Consider the following 17,000-nt stretch of genomic DNA (forward strand, 5'->3'; position numbering starts at 1 on the left):
GGAGAATCCGATGCAGCCGTCAGCCTTCATCCGCAACACCTGGTATGTCGCCGGCCGCAGCGAGGATTTCGGTCGCGACCTGAAGCCGATGACACTGCTCGGCGAGGCGATGGTGTTCTTCCGAAGGCAGGACGGCTCGGTCGCGGCGCTGGAAGACGCCTGTCCCCATCGCAAGCTCCCTTTGTCGAAGGGCGCGTTGAAAGGCGACACGGTCGTCTGCGGCTATCACGGCCTCACCTTCGACGGGTCGGGACGGTGCGTGGCGGCGCCGACGCAGGAGCACATGATCCCGAAGCGGGCGCGCGTCGCCTCATGGCCGGTGATCGAGCGCTACGGCTTCGTCTGGGTCTGGCCCGGCGACCCCGCGCTGGCCGATCCGTCGGCACTCATCGACATCCCGCATTTCGACGATCCGTCCTGGGGGCGCACGGCGCGCGGCGCGCTCTCCATCGCCTGCAACTATCTCTGGGTTACCGACAACCTGCTCGACCCATCGCACGTCGCCTGGGTGCACGTCACCTCCTTTGCCGGCGCGGGATCGGACACGCTGCCGCTCGAGATGACGGAGGACGACGACGGCGTGGTCGTCTACCGATGGATCCACGACAGGCCGGCGCCGCCCTATTATGCGCCGTTCCTCGCCTTCGCCGCCAATTGCGACCGCAAGCAACACTACGAGATGCGGCTCCCGGCCATCGCTCTGAACATGTCGGTCTATGCGCCGGGCGGGTCCGGCGCCTCGGGCAACGACATTCCGGAAGGCTCCTTCGTCAACGTCTCGTACAATTTCATCACGCCGGTGGACGAGGACAATTCGCTCTATTTCTGGTTCCAGCACCGCAACCAGCGGGCCGACGACACGGCCATGTCGGAGCGCATGTTCGCGGGCGCCACCATGGCGTTCAACGAGGACAAGGACGTGCTGGAGTTCGTCCATCGCGGCATGAAGAACCCGCGCACGCCCAGCATCAATCTCGGGCTCGACGCCGGCGCGCTGCGCTTTCGGCGCAAGGTCGAGCGGCGGATCGCCGCCGAAACGGCTCAGGAGACGGCGAGCGAGGCGTCGGTGATGGCCGGCTGACGCGCGACCTCCTGATGCAGCCAGTCGCGAAACACCTGGATGCGCTCGGTCTGCAGGGTTCCTGCCGGACAGACGAACCAATAGGAGAACTGCGACGGCACGAGTTCCCGGAACGGCCGCACGAGCCGTCCGTCGGTCAGCGCGTCGATCACCAGCGGCTCGCGGCCGAGCGCCACGCCATAGCCGTTGATCGCCGCCTGCACCACCATGTTGGACTGGCCGAACCTGCGCGCCCGCTGCGGTTTGGGAAGCACCCGTCCGGTCTCCTCGGCCCAGTACTGCCATGTCGGCGGACGCCCGCCGATGTCGGCGATCTCGTCGTAGAGCAGCGTGTGGTGCGCCAGATCCTCCACGCTGCGGATCGGCGGCCCCTTCTGCAGAAGCTTCGGAGCACAGACCGGGAAGACGCGCTCCGTCAGCAGCGGCTCCACGTGCAGGCCCGGATAGTTGCCGAGCCCGTAGCGGATCGCGACGTCGACCTCGTCGTCCGCGAAATTGGCGAGCGACCCGGACGTCAGGATCGATACGGGAAAATCGGGCCAGCGCTGGTCGAACTCGATCAGGCGCGGAATGAGCCAGATGAAGGCGAAGCCCGGCAGGCAGGAAATGCCGATGGTCAGGCTCTCGCCGGGCTGCACGCGAAGCGCGTTGCAGGCCTGCGCCACCTGCCCGAAACCGTCAGCGACCGCGGCCGCGAGCTTCAGCCCGTCCTCGTTGGCCGTCGCACGGCCGCCGCCGCGGATCACCAGCCGGCGACCCAGCCAGTCCTCCAGCGCCCGCACGTGCTGGCTCACCGCGCTCTGCGTGACGCCGAGTTCTTCGGCCGCGCGGCCGAAGCCCTGCAGCCGCACGACCGATTCGAAGGTTCGCAGTGCTGCGAAAGGAAGATTCGCCTTCATATAAGTGCTGCTAATGAAGCGCCTGCTCGAAGTCAATTCGCCGCGCGCCGGCTCTCCATCCAGGCCGGTCGCGCGCAAGCTGGAGGAGGTTTCCGGTGATGCCTGATTTCGACACGGATGACGCTGCCGTCCTGGCGGGCGCGCGCAATCTCCTGGCCGATTGCGCCGGAATGCGCGAAGGCGACACGCTGCTCGTGCTGCACGAAGATCCCGCGCTCGGCTACTACGGACCGGGAATGGCGGAGGCGATGCTGGAGGCAGCCGCGGGGATGGGGATCCGCGCGACGGCCCGGGCGGTCCCCTTCGATCCCGACGTCGATGCCCCGCCGGCGGAGCTTTGCCGGGCGATGCTGGCGGCCGACCGCACGCTGTTTCTCGCGCGCATGGGAGACCAGCTGCGCTTCAACGCCGAACTGGCAGCTGTCCGACCGATCGTCTGCTATGCGCTCGACCGCGCCATGCTCGGATCGGCTTTCGGCCAGGTGCCCTATCGCGCCTTCGTCGAGCTGAAGGCCCGCATCGACCGGGCGCTTGCCGCCGCGTCGACCATCCGCGTCACCTGCCCCCTCGGCACCGACTTCTCCGGCCCTGGCGTGGCGTTTCCGGCGGCGGCCGGCGATGTCACGGTCGCACGCTTCCCCATGTCCGTCTTCACGCCCGCACCGGCCGCGGCCTATCGCGGCCGGGTGGCGCAGGCGGGCTTTCTCGTCGGCACGGGTTCGAAATACTACCAGCCCTATGGCGCGGCGCTGCGCGACGTCCTGTTCATCGACTTCGACGGCAACCGCCTCACCGGGTTCGAGGGCGACGCCGCCGATATCGAGACGGCGCGGCGCCATTATGCCTTCGTGGCGGAGCGGTTCGGCATCGAGCGCGACTTCGTCCACTCCTGGCACGCCGGTATCCATCCCGGCTGCGCCTTTGCCGCCCAGGCGGGCGAAAGCCTCGAACGCTGGAGCGGCGCAGCCTTCGGCAACCCCCGCCTGCTGCATTTTCACACCTGCGGAGATTATGCGCCGGGCGAGATCTGCTGGAACGTCGTCGACCCGACCGTGCTGGTCGACGGGGTTGCCATCTGGGAGAACGGCCGTCTGCATCCGGAGCGGGTGCCAGGCGGCAGCGACATCCTAGCCGCCCATCCGAGCGTCGCCACGGCCTTCGCCAGTCCCGCCCAGGCGATCGGCCTGTCGCCCGACGGACGGCTGTCGGCGAATGCCGGTCAGGCCGCCGCGAAGTCGCGGTAGTCCTCGGCGATCGCCATCGCGGCAGCCTCGATCAGCGCCGCACCCTGCTCCGGCGTCGCGAGCGCCGAATGCGACCCCACGCGTCCGTCGGGAAAGTCGCGCCGGTGCTCGTCGGGCGGCCCGTGCCGGTCGCCCGCATGGGCGCGGATGTAATCCGACGACAGCGCGCGCGGCGGCGTCAGGGCCTCCGGCGGGACCGGCGGCTGACGATGCGCCGCCATGGTGATCGCCACTTCGGAGGGCGTCGCATGCATGCCTTCCCAGTCGCCATACCACGCGCGCCGCAGCACGTTGACGGGTTCGAAATCCCACCAGCTCTTCAGCCGGATGCGCAGGGCCGGCCGCGCCGCGATCACGTCGCGCAGCGGTGCCAGATTGGCGCCATGGCCGTTGAGCACGTAGACATGGGGAAAGCCCTGAGCGGCGAGGCCGTCGATCACCTCGCCGGCCAGCGCAGCAAAGAGCGGGACAGAGATCGAGATCGTGCCCGGAAAGGCCGTGTTGAACGGTGCCGGCGTCAGCGCCAGCGTCGGGGCGACGACGGCGCCGCACCGCTCCGCCGCCCGCTCCGCGATCGTCGTGGCGCAGAGCGCATCCGTGCCGATCAGCCCCATCGGCCCGTGCTGCTCGGTGGAGCCGACCGGCAGGAGTATGCCGCCCGATGCCGCCAGATGTGCCTCGACCTCCGGCCAGGTCATCAGGTCGAGCCTCATGCCACGGCGCCTGCGGTCCGCTGCACCCATCCTTCCAGGATCGGCCGGTACGAAGCGAGTTCGTCCGCCACCGCCGGCGCGGCCTCGATGCGGGCGCGGTAGGCGATGACCGGTTCGGGCCACGCGACGGTGAGCGAAAGCGGCGGCGTCAGCGCGTCGATCCAGGCGAAACTGATCGGATAGCCGCAATCGCCGAGACCGAAGGCGAGGTCCGGGCCTGATTCCAGGATACGGCCCAGTTGGCCGAGCTTTTCCGTCAGGAGGACCGACTGGCGTTCATTGAGAGCGGCGTCGCGCCTGTCGGGCGCGATCGACCCGAACAGCGCCCGCAGTGCAGGCTCCAGCCGGGTATCGTGAAAACGCCCGCGCTCGCGCATCTTGGCGCGGTCCGCCGCGCCTTGTGGAAGCATCGGCGGCGCCGGATGCCACTCTTCGAGATATTCGGCGATCGCCTCGCCATCGGCAAGCAGCAGGTCGCCGTCGAGCATGGCGGGCAGGTTGCCGGACGGCACGACCTGCCTGTAGGCGGCCGAGCCGTAGCCGCCGGGCGGCGGCAGTTCGCGCCATTCGAGGTTCTTGTGCCGCAACAGGATGCGCAGCTTGGCGCAGTAGAGGCTGGGCGGGATGGCGTAGATCGTCAGCATGGACGGGAAGCGGAGCGCCCAGGGCGCCCCACAGCGGCCCCGGTCAGTTCTGCAGCTGCCATTTCGTTGCGAGCTGGTCGAAGAAGCCGGCTTCCTTCTTCAGCGTGATCCAGGTGTTGACGTAGTTGATCCACACCTGGTCGTCCTGCTTCATCAGCATGGCGACCGGCGTGCGGGCGCGTGGTGCCGAGACCGGAACGATCATAAGCTCGGGATACTGGGCGACGAGCTTGTAGGCCTCGACGTTGGAGGTGATGTGCGCCTGGGCGCGGCCGGCGAGCACCTCCTGGAAGTCGCGCGCGGGCGCCTCGACGATCTTGTACTGGGCGTTCGGGAAGAACTCCTTCACCTGCTTTTCCTGGGTGGTGCCCAGCGTCGCCGCGACGGTCACGTCGGCCTTGTCGAGATCGGCCCAGTCCTTGAAGCGGTCGGCGTCCTTCTTGTTGATCAGCGGAACTGTCGCAAGGGAGAAGTAGCTCGACGAATAGCCCGCCGCCTTGGCACGCGCGGGCGACATCGAGGCAGAGCCGGTGATGTGGTAGGTGCCTGCCGAGACGCCGGCGACGAGGGTCTTCCAGTCGGTCGGCACGAATTCGACGGTGACGCCGAGATCGGTGGCGAGCTGGTTCATCACGTCGATGTCGTAACCCGTGTAGCCGTTGGTGGCGACGTCCTTCATGGTCATCGGATTCCAGTCGCCGGTGGTGCCGACCTTCAGCACGCCGCCGTTCAGGATCTCGTTCAGCGCCGACTGCGCCAGTGCGGGAACGGACGACAGCGCCAGCGCCGCGGTCAGGACAAGCGATTTCAGTATGCTCATGGGGAACCTCCAACCTTCGATCGGCCGTGACCGTGGGATGCCTGATCCTTGTCCGAAATCAGTTGCTATGCAAGCGAAACTTATGCCTAAATCTGCGGCAGGACGGATCGTCGCCCGGTGGCCATCCGAAGCAGAGAGGATCGAGACAGCGGTGCGAGACGACGAGCCCATCATCCTGTTCGACAGCGTTTTCAAGTCCTTCGGGGACTTCCAGGTGCTGAAGGGCGTGTCGCTGGAGATCGCTCGAGGGGAACGCGTCGTCATCTGCGGGCCGTCCGGTTCCGGGAAATCGACGCTGATCCGCTGCATCAACGGCCTGGAAACCTACGACCGCGGTCGCATCCGCGTCGCCGGCGTGTCTCTGGGGACCGACGAGGCAAGCCGGCGCGCGGTGCGCGGCAAGGCCGGCATGGTGTTCCAGCAGTTCAACCTGTTCCCGCATCTGACGGTGCTCGAAAACCTGATGCTCGGGCCGATGCGCGCCCGCGGCATGGATCGCGCCGCGGCCGAGGAGATCGCGCGGCGCTATCTCGCCCGCGTGCGCATTCCCGAGCAGGCCGACAAATATCCGCGCCAGCTCTCGGGCGGCCAGCAGCAGCGCGTGGCGATCGCCCGGTCGCTTTGCATGGAGCCCGGCATCATGCTGTTCGACGAGCCGACCTCGGCGCTCGATCCCGAGATGATCAACGAGGTGCTGGAGGTGATGGCCGAACTCGCCGGCACCGGCATGACCATGCTCTGCGTCACCCACGAGATGGGCTTTGCGCGGCGCGTCGCCGATCGCGTCATGTTCATGGACCATGGCGAGATCGTCGAGACCGCGCCGCCCGAGCGCTTCTTCTCGGCACCGGAAAGCCAGCGCTGTCGCGACTTCCTCCAGAAGATCCTGAACCATTGAGGGCCCCGACCATGCGCAAGGCTCTCATCCTGGTCGCTATCGCACTGGCGCTCACGGGTTGTGCGGGCAACTGGGGCTGGTACGTCGTCGACCCGACCACGCCCAAAGGCTACACCAATGTCCGCTTTCTCCTGAGCGGGCTGCAGTACACCATCCTGCTCTCGGCCACCGCCATCTCCATCTCGATCGTCGCGGGGCTGCTGGTGGCCCTGCCCGGCCTGTCCGCCAACCGGGCGCTGCGCTGGGCGAGCCGGACCTATGTCGAACTCGTCCGGGCGGTGCCCATCCTGGTGCTGGTGCTCTGGGTCTATTACGGCCTGCCGCAGATCACCGGCCTGACCATCGGCGTGTTCTGGGCGGGCGTCATCGCGCTGGCGCTCTCCGACAGCGCCTTCCAGGCCGAAATCTTCCGCGCCGGCATCCAGTCGATCGCGCGCGGCCAGTACGAGGCGGCCTATTCCATCTCGCTCAACTATCGCGACACGATGCGCTACGTGATCCTGCCGCAGGCGATCCGGCGCATCCTGCCGGCGATCGGCAACCAGATCGTCTACATGCTGAAGATGTCGTCGCTGGTCTCGGTGATCGGCATGCAGGAACTCACCCGCAAGGCGAACGAACTCGTCGTGACCGAGTACCGGCCGCTCGAAATCTACACCTTCCTCGTCCTGGAATACCTCGTGCTGATCCTGATCGTCTCGGCCGGCGTTCGCTGGCTGGAACGGCGCATGCGCACCGACGAACGCTGACGGCGGACGCGGATTTTCCGATGTCCTGGGCACGCGATCGGCGTAGGATCGCGTCCTGACGGGAGAATGAGGTGGCGGCGATGCGGACGATCGAGGACCAGGCGTTCCTGTGGCTTCTGCTCGCCACGTCGCTCGCGTTCGGACTGGTCGTCTGGCCCTACTACGGCGCCGTCCTGTGGGGCGTCATCGCAGCGATCCTGTTTCTGCCGGTTCACCGGCGGCTGACGGAGATCATGCGCGGGCGGGAAGGGCTAGCAGCCATCACCACCGTCGTCCTTACCGTTCTGCTCGTCATCCTGCCGCTGATGGTCGTGGCGTCCTCGCTCGCCGTCGAGGCGGCGGGTCTCTATTCGGGCATCGAGTCCGGTCAGATCGACCTCGAGCAGTTCGTCCGCAAGGTGGTCGACGGCGCGCCGGCCTGGGTGACGGACCTGTTCTCCAGGATCGAACTGACCAACCTCCAGGCGGTTCGGGACGGAATTTCCCGCTTCCTGCAGGCGCTCGTCACCCGGGCCCTCTCCGTCGGGCAGAGCACCTTCGAATTTGTTGTCAGCCTCGGCGTTATGCTCTACCTCCTGTTCTTCCTGCTGCGCGACGGTGCCGCACTGACGCGCAGGATAAAATCGGCGATCCCGCTGCACGAACGCCAGCGCGACGCTCTCCTCCGGCGTTTCGCGATCGTCGTGCAGGCGATCGTCCGCGGCTCGATCCTCGTCGCTGCCGCGCAAGGTGCGCTTGGAGGGGTGATCTTCTGGGTCCTCGGGATCCACGCACCCGTGCTCTGGGCAGTGCTCATGGCCTTCCTGTCGCTGCTGCCGGCCGTGGGATCCGGCATCGTCTGGTTCCCGGTCGCGGTCTATCTGCTGCTCACCGGATCGGTCTGGGAAGGCCTCGTCCTGATCCTGTTCGGGATGCTGGTGATCGGCCTCGTCGACAATCTCCTGCGGCCGTTCCTGATCGGCAAGTCGACGAGCATTCCGGACTACGTCGTCCTGATCTCCACTCTCGGCGGCATCTCCGTCTTCGGCCTGAACGGCTTCGTCCTTGGTCCGATGATCGCCGCCATATTCATCGCGGTGTGGGAGATCTTCGCCGCCACGCGCGGTAATCTGGACATCGAGATGTCGCCCGCCGCACAGAGCGGGCCGGAGCGGGCCGAAACGCGCGATGCGTGATCGCGCGGATCGACCTTACAGGGCGCTGCCGGTCGGTCAGAAGGGCAGCCCCACATAATTCTCGGCCAGCGAGCCGAGCGCCTTCTGTGACGAGAGCAGGTACTGCAGCTCGGTCTCCTGCAGCTTGCGATCATAGGAGATGCCGTCCGGGAAGGTGTGCAGCATCATGGTCATCCACCAGCTGAACCGCTGCGCCTTCCAGACGCGGGCCAGGGCCTTGGCCGAATAGTTCTCCAGGCCGGCGTCGTCGCCCTTCTGATAGTGATCCACCAGCGCGTGGTAGAGATAGTAGATGTCCGAGGCGGCGCTGTTCAGCCCGCGCGCGCCGGTGGGCGGCACGATATGGGCGGCGTCACCCGCCAGGAACAGATTGCCGTAGCGCATCGGTTCGGCCACGAAACTGCGCAGCGGCGCGATCGACTTCTCGATCGAGGGGCCCGTCTCCAGCCGCGCGGCGACCTCGGCGGGCAGCCGCTGCTTCAGCTCCGCCCAGAACGCCTCGTCGGACCAGTCCTCGACGGTGTCGGTCAAGGGCACCTGGATGTAGTAGCGGCTCAGCACCTGGCTGCGCAGCGAGCATAGCGCGAAGCCGCGCTCGTGCCGGGCATAGATCAGTTCGGGTGAAACGGGCTTGGTCCGCGACAGCACGCCGAGCCAGCCGATCGGATAGAGCCGCTCGTATTCCCGCAGGACATCGGACGGGATCGTCTTGCGGCTGACGCCGTGGAAGCCGTCGGCACCGATGACATAGTCGCAGTCGATGCGCACGACTTCGTCGCCGTCGCGCCAGGTGACGAAGGGCGCGGCCGACGTGACGTCGTGGATCTTCACGTCCTCGACATTGTGGATGACCTTGCCGCCCATCCGGTCCCGCGCCTCGTAGAGATCGCGCGTCAATTCGGTCTGGCCGTAGACGACCACCGACGAACCGCCCGAATGCTCGTGCAGGTCGATCCGGTCGAGCCGGCCGTCATGGGCGATGAAGAAGCCTTCGTGGATTTCCCCCTCCCGGTCCATCCGCTCGCCGCATTGCGCCTCGCGCATCAGTTCGGCGAAGCCGTGCTCCAGAACGCCGGCGCGGATGCGTCCGAGGACGTATTCGCGGCTCTGGCGTTCGAGCACGATCGTGTCGATGCCCTTGAGGTGGAGAAGCTGGGAGAGCATGAGGCCCGACGGGCCGCCTCCGATAATGCAGATCTGGGTCTTCATGGCGGTTCCTCCCGCGGGACGGACGTCGTTTCGGTGAAAGCCTGCGGACGCGCCCCTCGGCGCGCCGCGGGCGGGTCGTCAGGCGGCGCACTCCAGCAGCATGGTGCCGGCGCCGGTGTTGGAGATCGGGATGTGGTAGTTCTTCTCCAGCGGCACGACCGTGTCGCCGAGCGCGCCGCGCATCATCATCCACATCAGGAATTCGGTGCCCTGCGCGCCGGCCTTCTCGACCAGTTCCCTGCGCGAGATATGGGTCAGTTCCTCGGGCGCCGTGACGATCTTCTCCATGCACATCTGGTCGAAGCTTTTGTTGATGAAGCCGGCCCGCTGCCCGTCGAGCTGGTGCGACAGCCCGCCCGTGCCCATCACGACGATCTTCACGTCCTTGGGATAGGACAGCAGCGCCTTGCGCAGCGCCTTGCCGAAATCCAGCGCGCGCTTCAGCGTCGGAATCGGATGCTGCACCGTATTGGCGCTGATCGGGACGGTGCGCGGCATGTCCGGATTGTTCGGAGCGCCTGGCCAGAACAGCTGCATCGGCACCGTGAAGCCATGGTCGACCGCCAGTTCCTGACAGGACGTGATGTCGAACTCGTCGGCGACCATGCTCTCGATGATGTGCCAGGACAGTTCCGGATCGCCCGGGAACGGGTCGAGCTTCGGGATGCCCCAGCCCTCGTCCTCGTTGCGATATTCGGCCGCCGCGCCGATGGCGAATGTCGGCATCCGGTCGAGGAAGAAACCGAGGCCGTGGTCGTTGTAGATGTTGATCGCGACGTCCGGCTTGTGATGGTCCAGCCATTCACGGATCGGCGGGTAGCCGTCGAAGAATGGCTTCCAGTAGGGATCGTCGAACAGCTTGTTGTGGATCGCGTTGCCGACCGCTGGAATATGCGAGCTCGTCAACCCGCCGATGATCGTGGCCATGATCAGTCTCCCGCCCTCTTGAGTTTTTCCTTGAATTGTTCGGTCGTCATGCCGGTCTGCTGCGCCCCGACGTCCTGGACGGAGAGCTTGTAGATGCCGGCGAACTTGGCGAGGTAGTAGATGTTGCCGCCGGCCGCGATCATCGCCAGCACGTTCTTGTCCCGGCAGGCCTGGCGCTGCTCCTCGTTGAGCCCGTATTTGACGAAATAGGCCTCGGGATCGCGCAGATACTCGGCGCGGTTCTCGGCGCTGTTGAAGGAGTAGCACATCTTGTTCAGCGCATACCCCTTCATGGCCTGCCGGCCGTCGAAGATCGTCGTGCCGGGTATGTCTGCATGCTGGTCGAAAGGCTCGGCGGCCATGGTGTCCTCCACTATCGCGCCCAGTAGAGGCGCATCGGGTTGTCGACGAGCAGCTTGCGCTGCAGGTCGGGCGTCGTCGCAAAGCGCGGGATGAAGTCGACGAGCGCTCCGTCGTCGGGCATGTGCGTCGTCATGTTGGGATGCGGCCAGTCGGTGCCCCAGAGCACCCGGTCGGGGAACCGTTCCGTGATCGCCGCGCAGAAGGGCACGACGTCGTCATAGGGCGGCCCCTGCACCGACAGGCGCTCCGGGCAGGTCACCTTCGACCAGATGGTCGGGGTCTCGCCCATCAGGTCGAGGAAGGCCTGGAAGTCGGAATGATCGACACCCTTCGCGACGTCCGGCCTGCCCATGTGGTCCACCACGACGATCGTCGGCAGGCCCCGGAGGAAGGGGCGCAGTTCAGCGAGATCGGCAGCCTCGAAATAGACCACCACGTGCCAGTCGAACTCCCGGATCTTCTCGGCGATGCCGAGGAAGACCGATTTCGGTGTCGCGTCGACGAGGCGCCGGACGAAGTTGAACCGCACGCCGCGAATGCCGGCCGCGTCGAGTTCGGCCAGTTCGTCGCGGGAGACGTCCGGGCCGACGGTGGCGATGCCGCGTGCCTTGTCGCCGGCAGCGCGGCAGGCGTCGACCAGCGCCCGGTTGTCGCGGCCGTGGCAGGTCGCCTGGACGATGACGTTGCGTTCGAAGCCGAGGAAGTCGCGCAGCCTGAACAGGTCGTCCTTGCCGGCGTCGCAGGGCGTGTACTTGCGCTCCGGTGCGAAGGGGAACTCCGCCGCCGGGCCGAAGACGTGGCAATGGGCGTCGACGGCACCGGGCGGCAGCCTGAAGGCCGGCCTGCTCGGCTGCGGATCGAAGACCAGCCAGTCGGGATCCATGGTCTGGATCGTCATGCGCGTACCGCTCCTCCACGGTCGTATCGGCAGCCGGCGAAGCACCCCCTGGGCCTCGCCGAGCCGGACGCGATGAACATGCGCCGCATCGGAAGACGCGCCTATTTCGGATGCCGGCGATATGATAGGTTTTTTCTATAGGCTTGAAGGGAGGCCGCTCTGGGCATCGATCTTCCGAACATCCGCCACCTGCGCGTCCTGCACGCGGCGGTCGAGACCGGCTCCGTCACCACGGCTGCCGAACGCTGTCAGTTGTCGCAGCCGGCCGCCACGCAGGCGATCGACAGGCTGGAGGACAGCTTCGGGACGCCCCTGCTCCGTCGAACCTCCCGCGGCGCAGAGCCGACCGCCCCCGGCGCACTGCTCGCGGCACGGATCGGCCCCGCCCTGGAGCATCTGCGCGTCGGCGCCCAGGCCGCGATGCGCGCCGACGCGTCCGCGCTGCGCAAACCGCGGCAGACCTTCGACAGGCACGTCACCGCCGCGCAACTCAAGGCCCTGGTGGCGATCGCCGACTGCGGCAGCTTCACCATGGCGGCCCGGGCGCTCGGCGTGTCGCAGCCCACGGTGCACCGGACGGCGAGAACGCTCGAGGCACTCGCCGGGACTCCCTTCTTCCGGGCGACCGCCTCGGGTGTGGAACTGACGCCGGCCGCGCAGTTCTTCGCGCTCGGCGTCAAGCTCGCCCGGGCCGAGATCCGGCAGGCGGCAGAGGAGATCGGCGCCCTGCTCGGCGACGACCGCGGCACCTTCAACCTCGGCATGCTGCCGCTGGCGCGGACCTCGCTGGTGGCCCGCGCCGCCGACGCCCTGCTCTCGGCCACGAAGCGCGTGCAGATCCGCGTTACCGACGGGCACTACGCACATCTTCTGAAGAGCCTTCGCGAAGGCGATCTCGACTGCCTCATCGGCGCCTTGCGCCAGCCGGCGCCCGCCGACGACGTGACGGAGGAGTTCCTGTTCGAAGACGAACTCACCATCGTCGTCCACCCGCGCCACCCGCTCGCGAAGCGCGGCGCGGTGGATCTGGAAGAAACGCTGGCCTTCCCCTGGATCGCACCGCCACGCGACACGCCGCCCGGCACCTATCTGTTCGAGACGCTGCGCATCCACGAGCGGCGGACGACCCCGGTGCGCCTCGTCTTCTCGGCGCCGGCGCTGATGCAGGAGGTCCTCGCCACCGGCAACTACATCTCCATCATCTCGCGGCGGCGCGGCGGCACGGAGCCGACCGGTCTGGTCTCGCTGCCGGTTGCGCTCCGGGACAACACGAGGGCCTACGGCCTGACTTGGCGCACCGGCTGGCGGCCGACGGACACGCAGCGCCGCTTCATTGACTATCTGCGAACATTCAGCGCGGACTGATCTTGCGCCCGGCCGCGCCGGACCATCCATAGTAGCTTTTTCCAATGGTGGCGCACGGATCCGAATGCGCCGCGCGCCCGCGTCGGTGCTACAGACGTCCGACGGACCTGCCCGCTGCCGCAGGCAGGTTCAGTCCGGCGTTCGACGCCGGAACGATCTGCAGCCGCTTCGGGAGGAAACATGAGAATATGCGTCGCCGGTGCCTATGGCGCCTTCGGAGTGAAGCATCTCGACGCGCTGGCCGCGATCGAGGGGGTTCAGGTCACCTCGGTCATGGGACCGACCCGGGCAAGGATCGACGCGCTCGCGGCTGCCCGCGGCATCGGCCATGCCTCGACCGACCTGGCCGAATGCCTGGCGCGCGACGATGTCGACGCCGTCATCCTCGCCACGCCCACCCAGCTTCACGCCGAACAGGCGATCGCCTGCATGCGGGCGGGCAAGCCGGTTCTGGTCGAGATCCCGATGGCCGATTCGCTCGCCGACAGCGAGGCCATCGTGAAGGCGCAGGAAGAAACCGGCGTGCTGTGCATGGCCGGCCAGGTGCGCCGCTTCAACCCGAGCCACCAGTGGATCCACGACAGGATCAAGGCGGGCGAACTGAAGATCCAGCAGATGGACGTGCAGACCTATTTCTTCCGCCGTTCCAACATGAACGCCAAGGGCGAGCCGCGCAGCTGGACCGACCATCTGCTCTGGCACCATGCCTGCCACACCGTCGACCTGTTCCAGTACCAGACCGGCGAGGTCGCCTCGCAGGCCTACGGCCTGGAAGGACCGCACCACCCGGAACTCGGCATCGCGATGGACATGGCGATCGGCATGAAGACCCCCTCGGGCGCCATCTGCACGCTGTCGCTCTCCTTCAACAATGACGGGCCGATCGGCACCTTCTTCCGCTACATTTGCGACAACGGAACCTACATCGCCCGCTACGACGACCTCTACGACGGCCGCGACAACAAGATAGACCTCACGGGCGTGGCCGTGTCCGGCAACGGGATCGAGCTGATCGACCGGGAGTTCGTCGCGGCGATCGAGGACGGTCGGGAACCGAACGGGTCCGCGCGACAGGTTCTCGCCGCCATGCGGACCCTCGACCGGATCGAGAAGAGCTTCGCCTGACGGCGCCGCCCGCATTTCCGGCACGGGTGCCTTCACGCCCGGCCGGTCCCTCCTGCATCGCCCGCGATCAGACGGAGGCGTCCGCCTCCTGTCCGCGAAGCCCCTCGTCGCCGGAAGCGAGCGCTTCGCCGCAGAGGTCGTCGTGGATGCGGCGCTCGGCGACCATGGTGTAGCGTGATCGCATGCGATCGAGGAGGTCGGGGTCGACCGCGCCGCCGCCTTCGCCGTTCGTCTGGCCGGCCTCGTCCAGCTGCGACACCAGGTCCTGCCAGCCCTGGGCGTGCCGGCCATAGGTTTCGGAAGCCGCCGCGGCATCCCGCAGCAACCTGGACGCGCGCGGACCGACATCGGCGATCGTCGTCGCCCGCACGCGCATCCGTTCGACCACCCCTTCGAGCAGTTCGATGGCCCGCGACGCGTCGCCCGACAGAGCCTCGGTGGTTGCGCCCGCTTCCGGCTCGGCATTGCTGCCGAGTTCGCTCTTCGATCGCGTGAGACCGCCGGTTATGGTCGCCGCAGCCTCGACCGTGAAGGCCGCCAGTTCGCGCATCTCCTGGGCAACCACCCGCAGGGCCCGTCCCTCCTCGCCGAAGCGCGAGCAGCGTACCGACGTGTTGATGGACAGGAGCCGCATCGATTGCTCCAGATCGCCGATGTCCTCCATCCTGGCCTGCATGTCCGCGACACAGAGGCCGACTTCGGCGCGCAGCGCCTCGATCCGGGTCCGCATCGCCTCGTAGTCCGCGAGCACCTCGGAGACGGAGCCGAGGTCGGCGACGAGGCCGGCAAGCGCCGTGCCGCCGGTGGACAGGAGCGCCTCGGACTGCGCGCAGCTGTCGTCCAGCACCTGTTGTGCATCGGCCGAGAGGCTGAGCAGGGCTTTGGTGATCGCGGCCACTTCGCGGCCGAAGTCGTCCTGTGTCTCGGCCAGTTGCAGGGCCTGGACACGCAGGACCAGCGCCTCGGTGGCGGGGGTCGGATCGCATCCGTCGAGGTCGGTCAGGGAATCCTCGACGTGCTCGAGGCGCTGACGCGTGATGTCGCCGATCTGCATCGCGGATACGGCCTCTCCGATGCGGCGGGAGATCGACCCGGCCATCCGGCCCGACTGGGCGACGTCGGCCAGAGCATGCGCCTTGTGGCCGTCGATCGCGGCGAGCTGGTCGCCGAGACGGACCGAGATGGCCGAGAGCGTTCCTTCGTGCTTCCTGCGGAACGCGGCGTTGGCAGCGCCCGCATGCGCGAGCGAATCGATCAGCCGGCGATGGGCCTTCGAGAACTTCTCCACGATCGACGCGGCGTTCTTGCCGAGCTCCACCATCTCCAGCGCAAAGGAATCGAAGTCGCCCGTCATCTGCGCCATCCCGGCTGCGATGATCCGGGCGTTGATCGCGATCAGACCGAGGTTGCGCACCGCCTTGCTCAGACCGTCGATCGGATCTTCCAGTTCCCGCGCCATGGCCGCGAGCTTGTCGACGCGCTCGCCATTGGCATCCTGGCGGCTCGCGATCTGGACGGCTTCCTCGCGCAGCCTCGTCAGCAGGGTCACGGCGGCCGAGAATTGCTCGCCCTGCAGCTCTCCCGGCATGCCTTCGTGTGCCGCCGTGATCTCGCGCAGCAGGCGCGAGCTTTCGAGGAGGCGCTGCCCCATGTCGAGGAAGGACTTCTCGATGGACCTTCGCGAGAATGCGAGCGTCTCGGCCACGGCGACGTGGCCCCTGCCCGCACCGGTTCTCTCCGGAAAGTGTGACGTCAGTGCGTTCATCGAGCTCTCGCGGGCGTGGTGGCGTGGGCGGCCGTCAGGATCTCGCCCGCTATCTTCTGGAGCGGCACGACCTTGGATGCCGCGCCGCGTTCGATCGCCTCCCTTGGCATGCCGAACACGACGCAGCTGTCTTCGTCCTGCGCCAGCGTGAAGGCGCCGGCCGTTTTCATTTCCAGGAGTCCCTGCGCGCCGTCGTCGCCCATTCCCGTCATGATCACGCCGACCGCGTTGGCGCCCGCCGCCTGGGCGGCCGAACGGAAGAGCACGTCGACCGACGGCCGGTGCCGGCACACCGGAGGGCCGTCGGCGATCGAGACCCGGAAGCGCGCGCCGATCCGCTGCAGGATCATGTGGCGGTTGCCCGGCGCGACGAGGGCGCGACCGGCGACCACGTCGTCGCCGTCCGCTGCCTCCTTGACCGAAATCGCGCAGAGGCTGTCGAGCCGGCGCGCGAAGGCCGCAGTGAACTTCTCCGGCATGTGCTGGACGATGACGATCGGCGGCGCGTCGGCCGGCAGCGCTTCGAGCACGTCGCGCAGCGCCTCCGTGCCGCCGGTGGACGCGCCGATGCAGACGATCCTCGTGCCGATGTCGGGCATCGCCCGCCCCGGACTGACCCTGACCGGCGGGAGGACGGCATCGGCCGTGAGCTTGCGTTCCACGGCGACGGGCTTCGGGCGCGGTCCCCGCGGTCGTGCCTGGGCAGCAGCCTTCGCCACGTCGCAGATCTGCATCCGCGACATCTGCAGGAACTCGATCGAGCCGACGCGCGGCTTGGTCACGACGTCCACCGCTCCCCCTTCGAGCGCCTGCAGCAGCGCATCCGAGCCGCTCTCGGTCAGGCTGGAACAGATGACGACCGGGATGGGGCGCTGCGCCATGATCTTGCGCAGGAAGGTGAGCCCGTCCATCTTCGGCATCTCGATGTCGAGGAAGATGACGTCGGGCACCTCCTGGCGGATCCGCTCGGCGGCGGCATAGGGATCCGGAGCCGTCGCCATCACCTCCAGCGCGGGATCGCTCGAGATGATGTCCGAAAGGGTCTGCCGGACCGAAGCGGAATCGTCGACGATGAGGACCCTGGTCTTGCGTCCGGCGCGTGCAGTTCGGTCTGTCATCGCATCC

General features: G+C 67.4%; 17 protein-coding genes. 7 read left to right on the forward strand and 10 right to left on the reverse strand.

Annotation, left to right across the window (positions count from 1 at the left end):
- Window positions 1-10 precede the first annotated feature (10 nt).
- On the forward strand, window positions 11-1,081 hold the full coding sequence (locus IAI54_RS15010) for an aromatic ring-hydroxylating dioxygenase subunit alpha (RefSeq protein WP_187967973.1): 1,071 nt from the start codon (window positions 11-13) through the stop codon (window positions 1,079-1,081).
- Here the strand turns inward: IAI54_RS15010 and gcvA are convergent.
- Entirely contained in the window at window positions 1,042-1,980 is a 939-nt protein-coding gene (gene gcvA, locus IAI54_RS15015; protein WP_187967974.1) for a transcriptional regulator GcvA, read from the reverse strand. The two genes, IAI54_RS15010 and gcvA, sit on opposite strands and share 40 nt — an antisense overlap.
- A 98-nt stretch (window positions 1,981-2,078) precedes the next feature.
- On the opposite strand from gcvA, the gene IAI54_RS15020 reads away from it, so the two are divergent.
- Window positions 2,079-3,224, forward strand: coding sequence for a hypothetical protein (locus IAI54_RS15020; RefSeq protein WP_187967975.1), 1,146 nt, complete (start codon window positions 2,079-2,081; stop codon window positions 3,222-3,224).
- On the opposite strand, the gene IAI54_RS15025 is transcribed toward IAI54_RS15020, so the two are convergent.
- Genes IAI54_RS15025 through IAI54_RS15035 form a run of 3 tightly spaced genes read right to left on the reverse strand, consistent with a single transcriptional unit; the run spans window position 3,200 to window position 5,401 of the window.
- Complete coding sequence (locus tag IAI54_RS15025; RefSeq protein ID WP_187967976.1) at window positions 3,200-3,937, reverse strand: creatininase family protein; 738 nt, start codon at window positions 3,935-3,937, stop codon at window positions 3,200-3,202. The genes IAI54_RS15020 and IAI54_RS15025 overlap by 25 nt on opposite strands.
- Window positions 3,934-4,581, reverse strand: coding sequence for a glutathione S-transferase family protein (locus IAI54_RS15030; RefSeq protein ID WP_187967977.1), 648 nt, complete (start codon window positions 4,579-4,581; stop codon window positions 3,934-3,936). Before IAI54_RS15030 ends, IAI54_RS15025 begins: the two co-directional genes overlap by 4 nt.
- A 43-nt stretch (window positions 4,582-4,624) precedes the next feature.
- Window positions 4,625-5,401 (reverse strand): transporter substrate-binding domain-containing protein, encoded by a 777-nt coding sequence (locus IAI54_RS15035; protein WP_187967978.1) that lies wholly within the window; start codon window positions 5,399-5,401, stop codon window positions 4,625-4,627.
- A 151-nt stretch (window positions 5,402-5,552) separates the two neighbouring features.
- Here IAI54_RS15035 and IAI54_RS15040 point away from each other — a divergent pair, with 151 nt between their 5' ends.
- From IAI54_RS15040 to IAI54_RS15050, 3 genes are all read left to right on the forward strand, one after another.
- The gene (locus IAI54_RS15040) at window positions 5,553-6,299 is read left to right on the forward strand and encodes an amino acid ABC transporter ATP-binding protein (protein ID WP_275403574.1); all 747 of its coding nucleotides are present in this window, start codon (window positions 5,553-5,555) and stop codon (window positions 6,297-6,299) included.
- Window positions 6,300-6,310: 11 nt separating this feature from the next.
- Window positions 6,311-7,048 (forward strand): amino acid ABC transporter permease, encoded by a 738-nt coding sequence (locus tag IAI54_RS15045; protein WP_187967979.1) that lies wholly within the window; start codon window positions 6,311-6,313, stop codon window positions 7,046-7,048.
- An 80-nt stretch (window positions 7,049-7,128) separates the two neighbouring features.
- Window positions 7,129-8,223: an AI-2E family transporter gene (locus IAI54_RS15050; RefSeq protein ID WP_187973167.1), complete on the forward strand. Its 1,095-nt coding sequence runs from the start codon at window positions 7,129-7,131 to the stop codon at window positions 8,221-8,223.
- 36 nt (window positions 8,224-8,259) lie between these two features.
- Here IAI54_RS15050 and pobA read toward each other — a convergent pair whose 3' ends face one another.
- The 4 genes from pobA to IAI54_RS15070 all read right to left on the reverse strand — a co-directional run bounded on the left by pobA (window position 8,260) and on the right by IAI54_RS15070 (window position 11,620).
- Entirely contained in the window at window positions 8,260-9,432 is a 1,173-nt protein-coding gene (gene pobA, locus IAI54_RS15055; RefSeq protein WP_187967980.1) for a 4-hydroxybenzoate 3-monooxygenase, read from the reverse strand.
- Window positions 9,433-9,510: 78 nt separating this feature from the next.
- The gene (locus IAI54_RS15060) at window positions 9,511-10,359 is read right to left on the reverse strand and encodes a class III extradiol dioxygenase family protein (protein WP_187967981.1); all 849 of its coding nucleotides are present in this window, start codon (window positions 10,357-10,359) and stop codon (window positions 9,511-9,513) included.
- A gap of 2 nt (window positions 10,360-10,361) precedes the next feature.
- Window positions 10,362-10,721, reverse strand: coding sequence for a protocatechuate 4,5-dioxygenase subunit alpha (locus tag IAI54_RS15065; RefSeq protein ID WP_187967982.1), 360 nt, complete (start codon window positions 10,719-10,721; stop codon window positions 10,362-10,364).
- Between the two features lie 11 nt (window positions 10,722-10,732).
- Window positions 10,733-11,620: an amidohydrolase family protein gene (locus IAI54_RS15070; RefSeq protein ID WP_187967983.1), complete on the reverse strand. Its 888-nt coding sequence runs from the start codon at window positions 11,618-11,620 to the stop codon at window positions 10,733-10,735.
- A 189-nt stretch (window positions 11,621-11,809) separates the two neighbouring features.
- Between IAI54_RS15070 and IAI54_RS15075 the strand changes: the two genes are divergently transcribed.
- On the forward strand, window positions 11,810-12,985 hold the full coding sequence (locus tag IAI54_RS15075) for a LysR family transcriptional regulator (protein WP_275403619.1): 1,176 nt from the start codon (window positions 11,810-11,812) through the stop codon (window positions 12,983-12,985).
- A 180-nt stretch (window positions 12,986-13,165) separates the two neighbouring features.
- Window positions 13,166-14,110 (forward strand): Gfo/Idh/MocA family oxidoreductase, encoded by a 945-nt coding sequence (locus IAI54_RS15080; RefSeq protein WP_187967985.1) that lies wholly within the window; start codon window positions 13,166-13,168, stop codon window positions 14,108-14,110.
- A gap of 67 nt (window positions 14,111-14,177) precedes the next feature.
- Here the strand turns inward: IAI54_RS15080 and IAI54_RS15085 are convergent, their stop codons facing one another.
- Window positions 14,178-15,875: a methyl-accepting chemotaxis protein gene (locus IAI54_RS15085; protein ID WP_187967986.1), complete on the reverse strand. Its 1,698-nt coding sequence runs from the start codon at window positions 15,873-15,875 to the stop codon at window positions 14,178-14,180.
- Complete coding sequence (locus IAI54_RS15090) at window positions 15,872-16,993, reverse strand: protein-glutamate methylesterase/protein-glutamine glutaminase (protein ID WP_187967987.1); 1,122 nt, start codon at window positions 16,991-16,993, stop codon at window positions 15,872-15,874. The genes IAI54_RS15085 and IAI54_RS15090 overlap by 4 nt, the downstream gene beginning before the upstream one ends.
- Window positions 16,994-17,000 lie beyond the last annotated feature (7 nt).

Source organism: Aquibium microcysteis, assembly GCF_014495845.1.
Taxonomy (GTDB): domain Bacteria; phylum Pseudomonadota; class Alphaproteobacteria; order Rhizobiales; family Rhizobiaceae; genus Aquibium; species Aquibium microcysteis.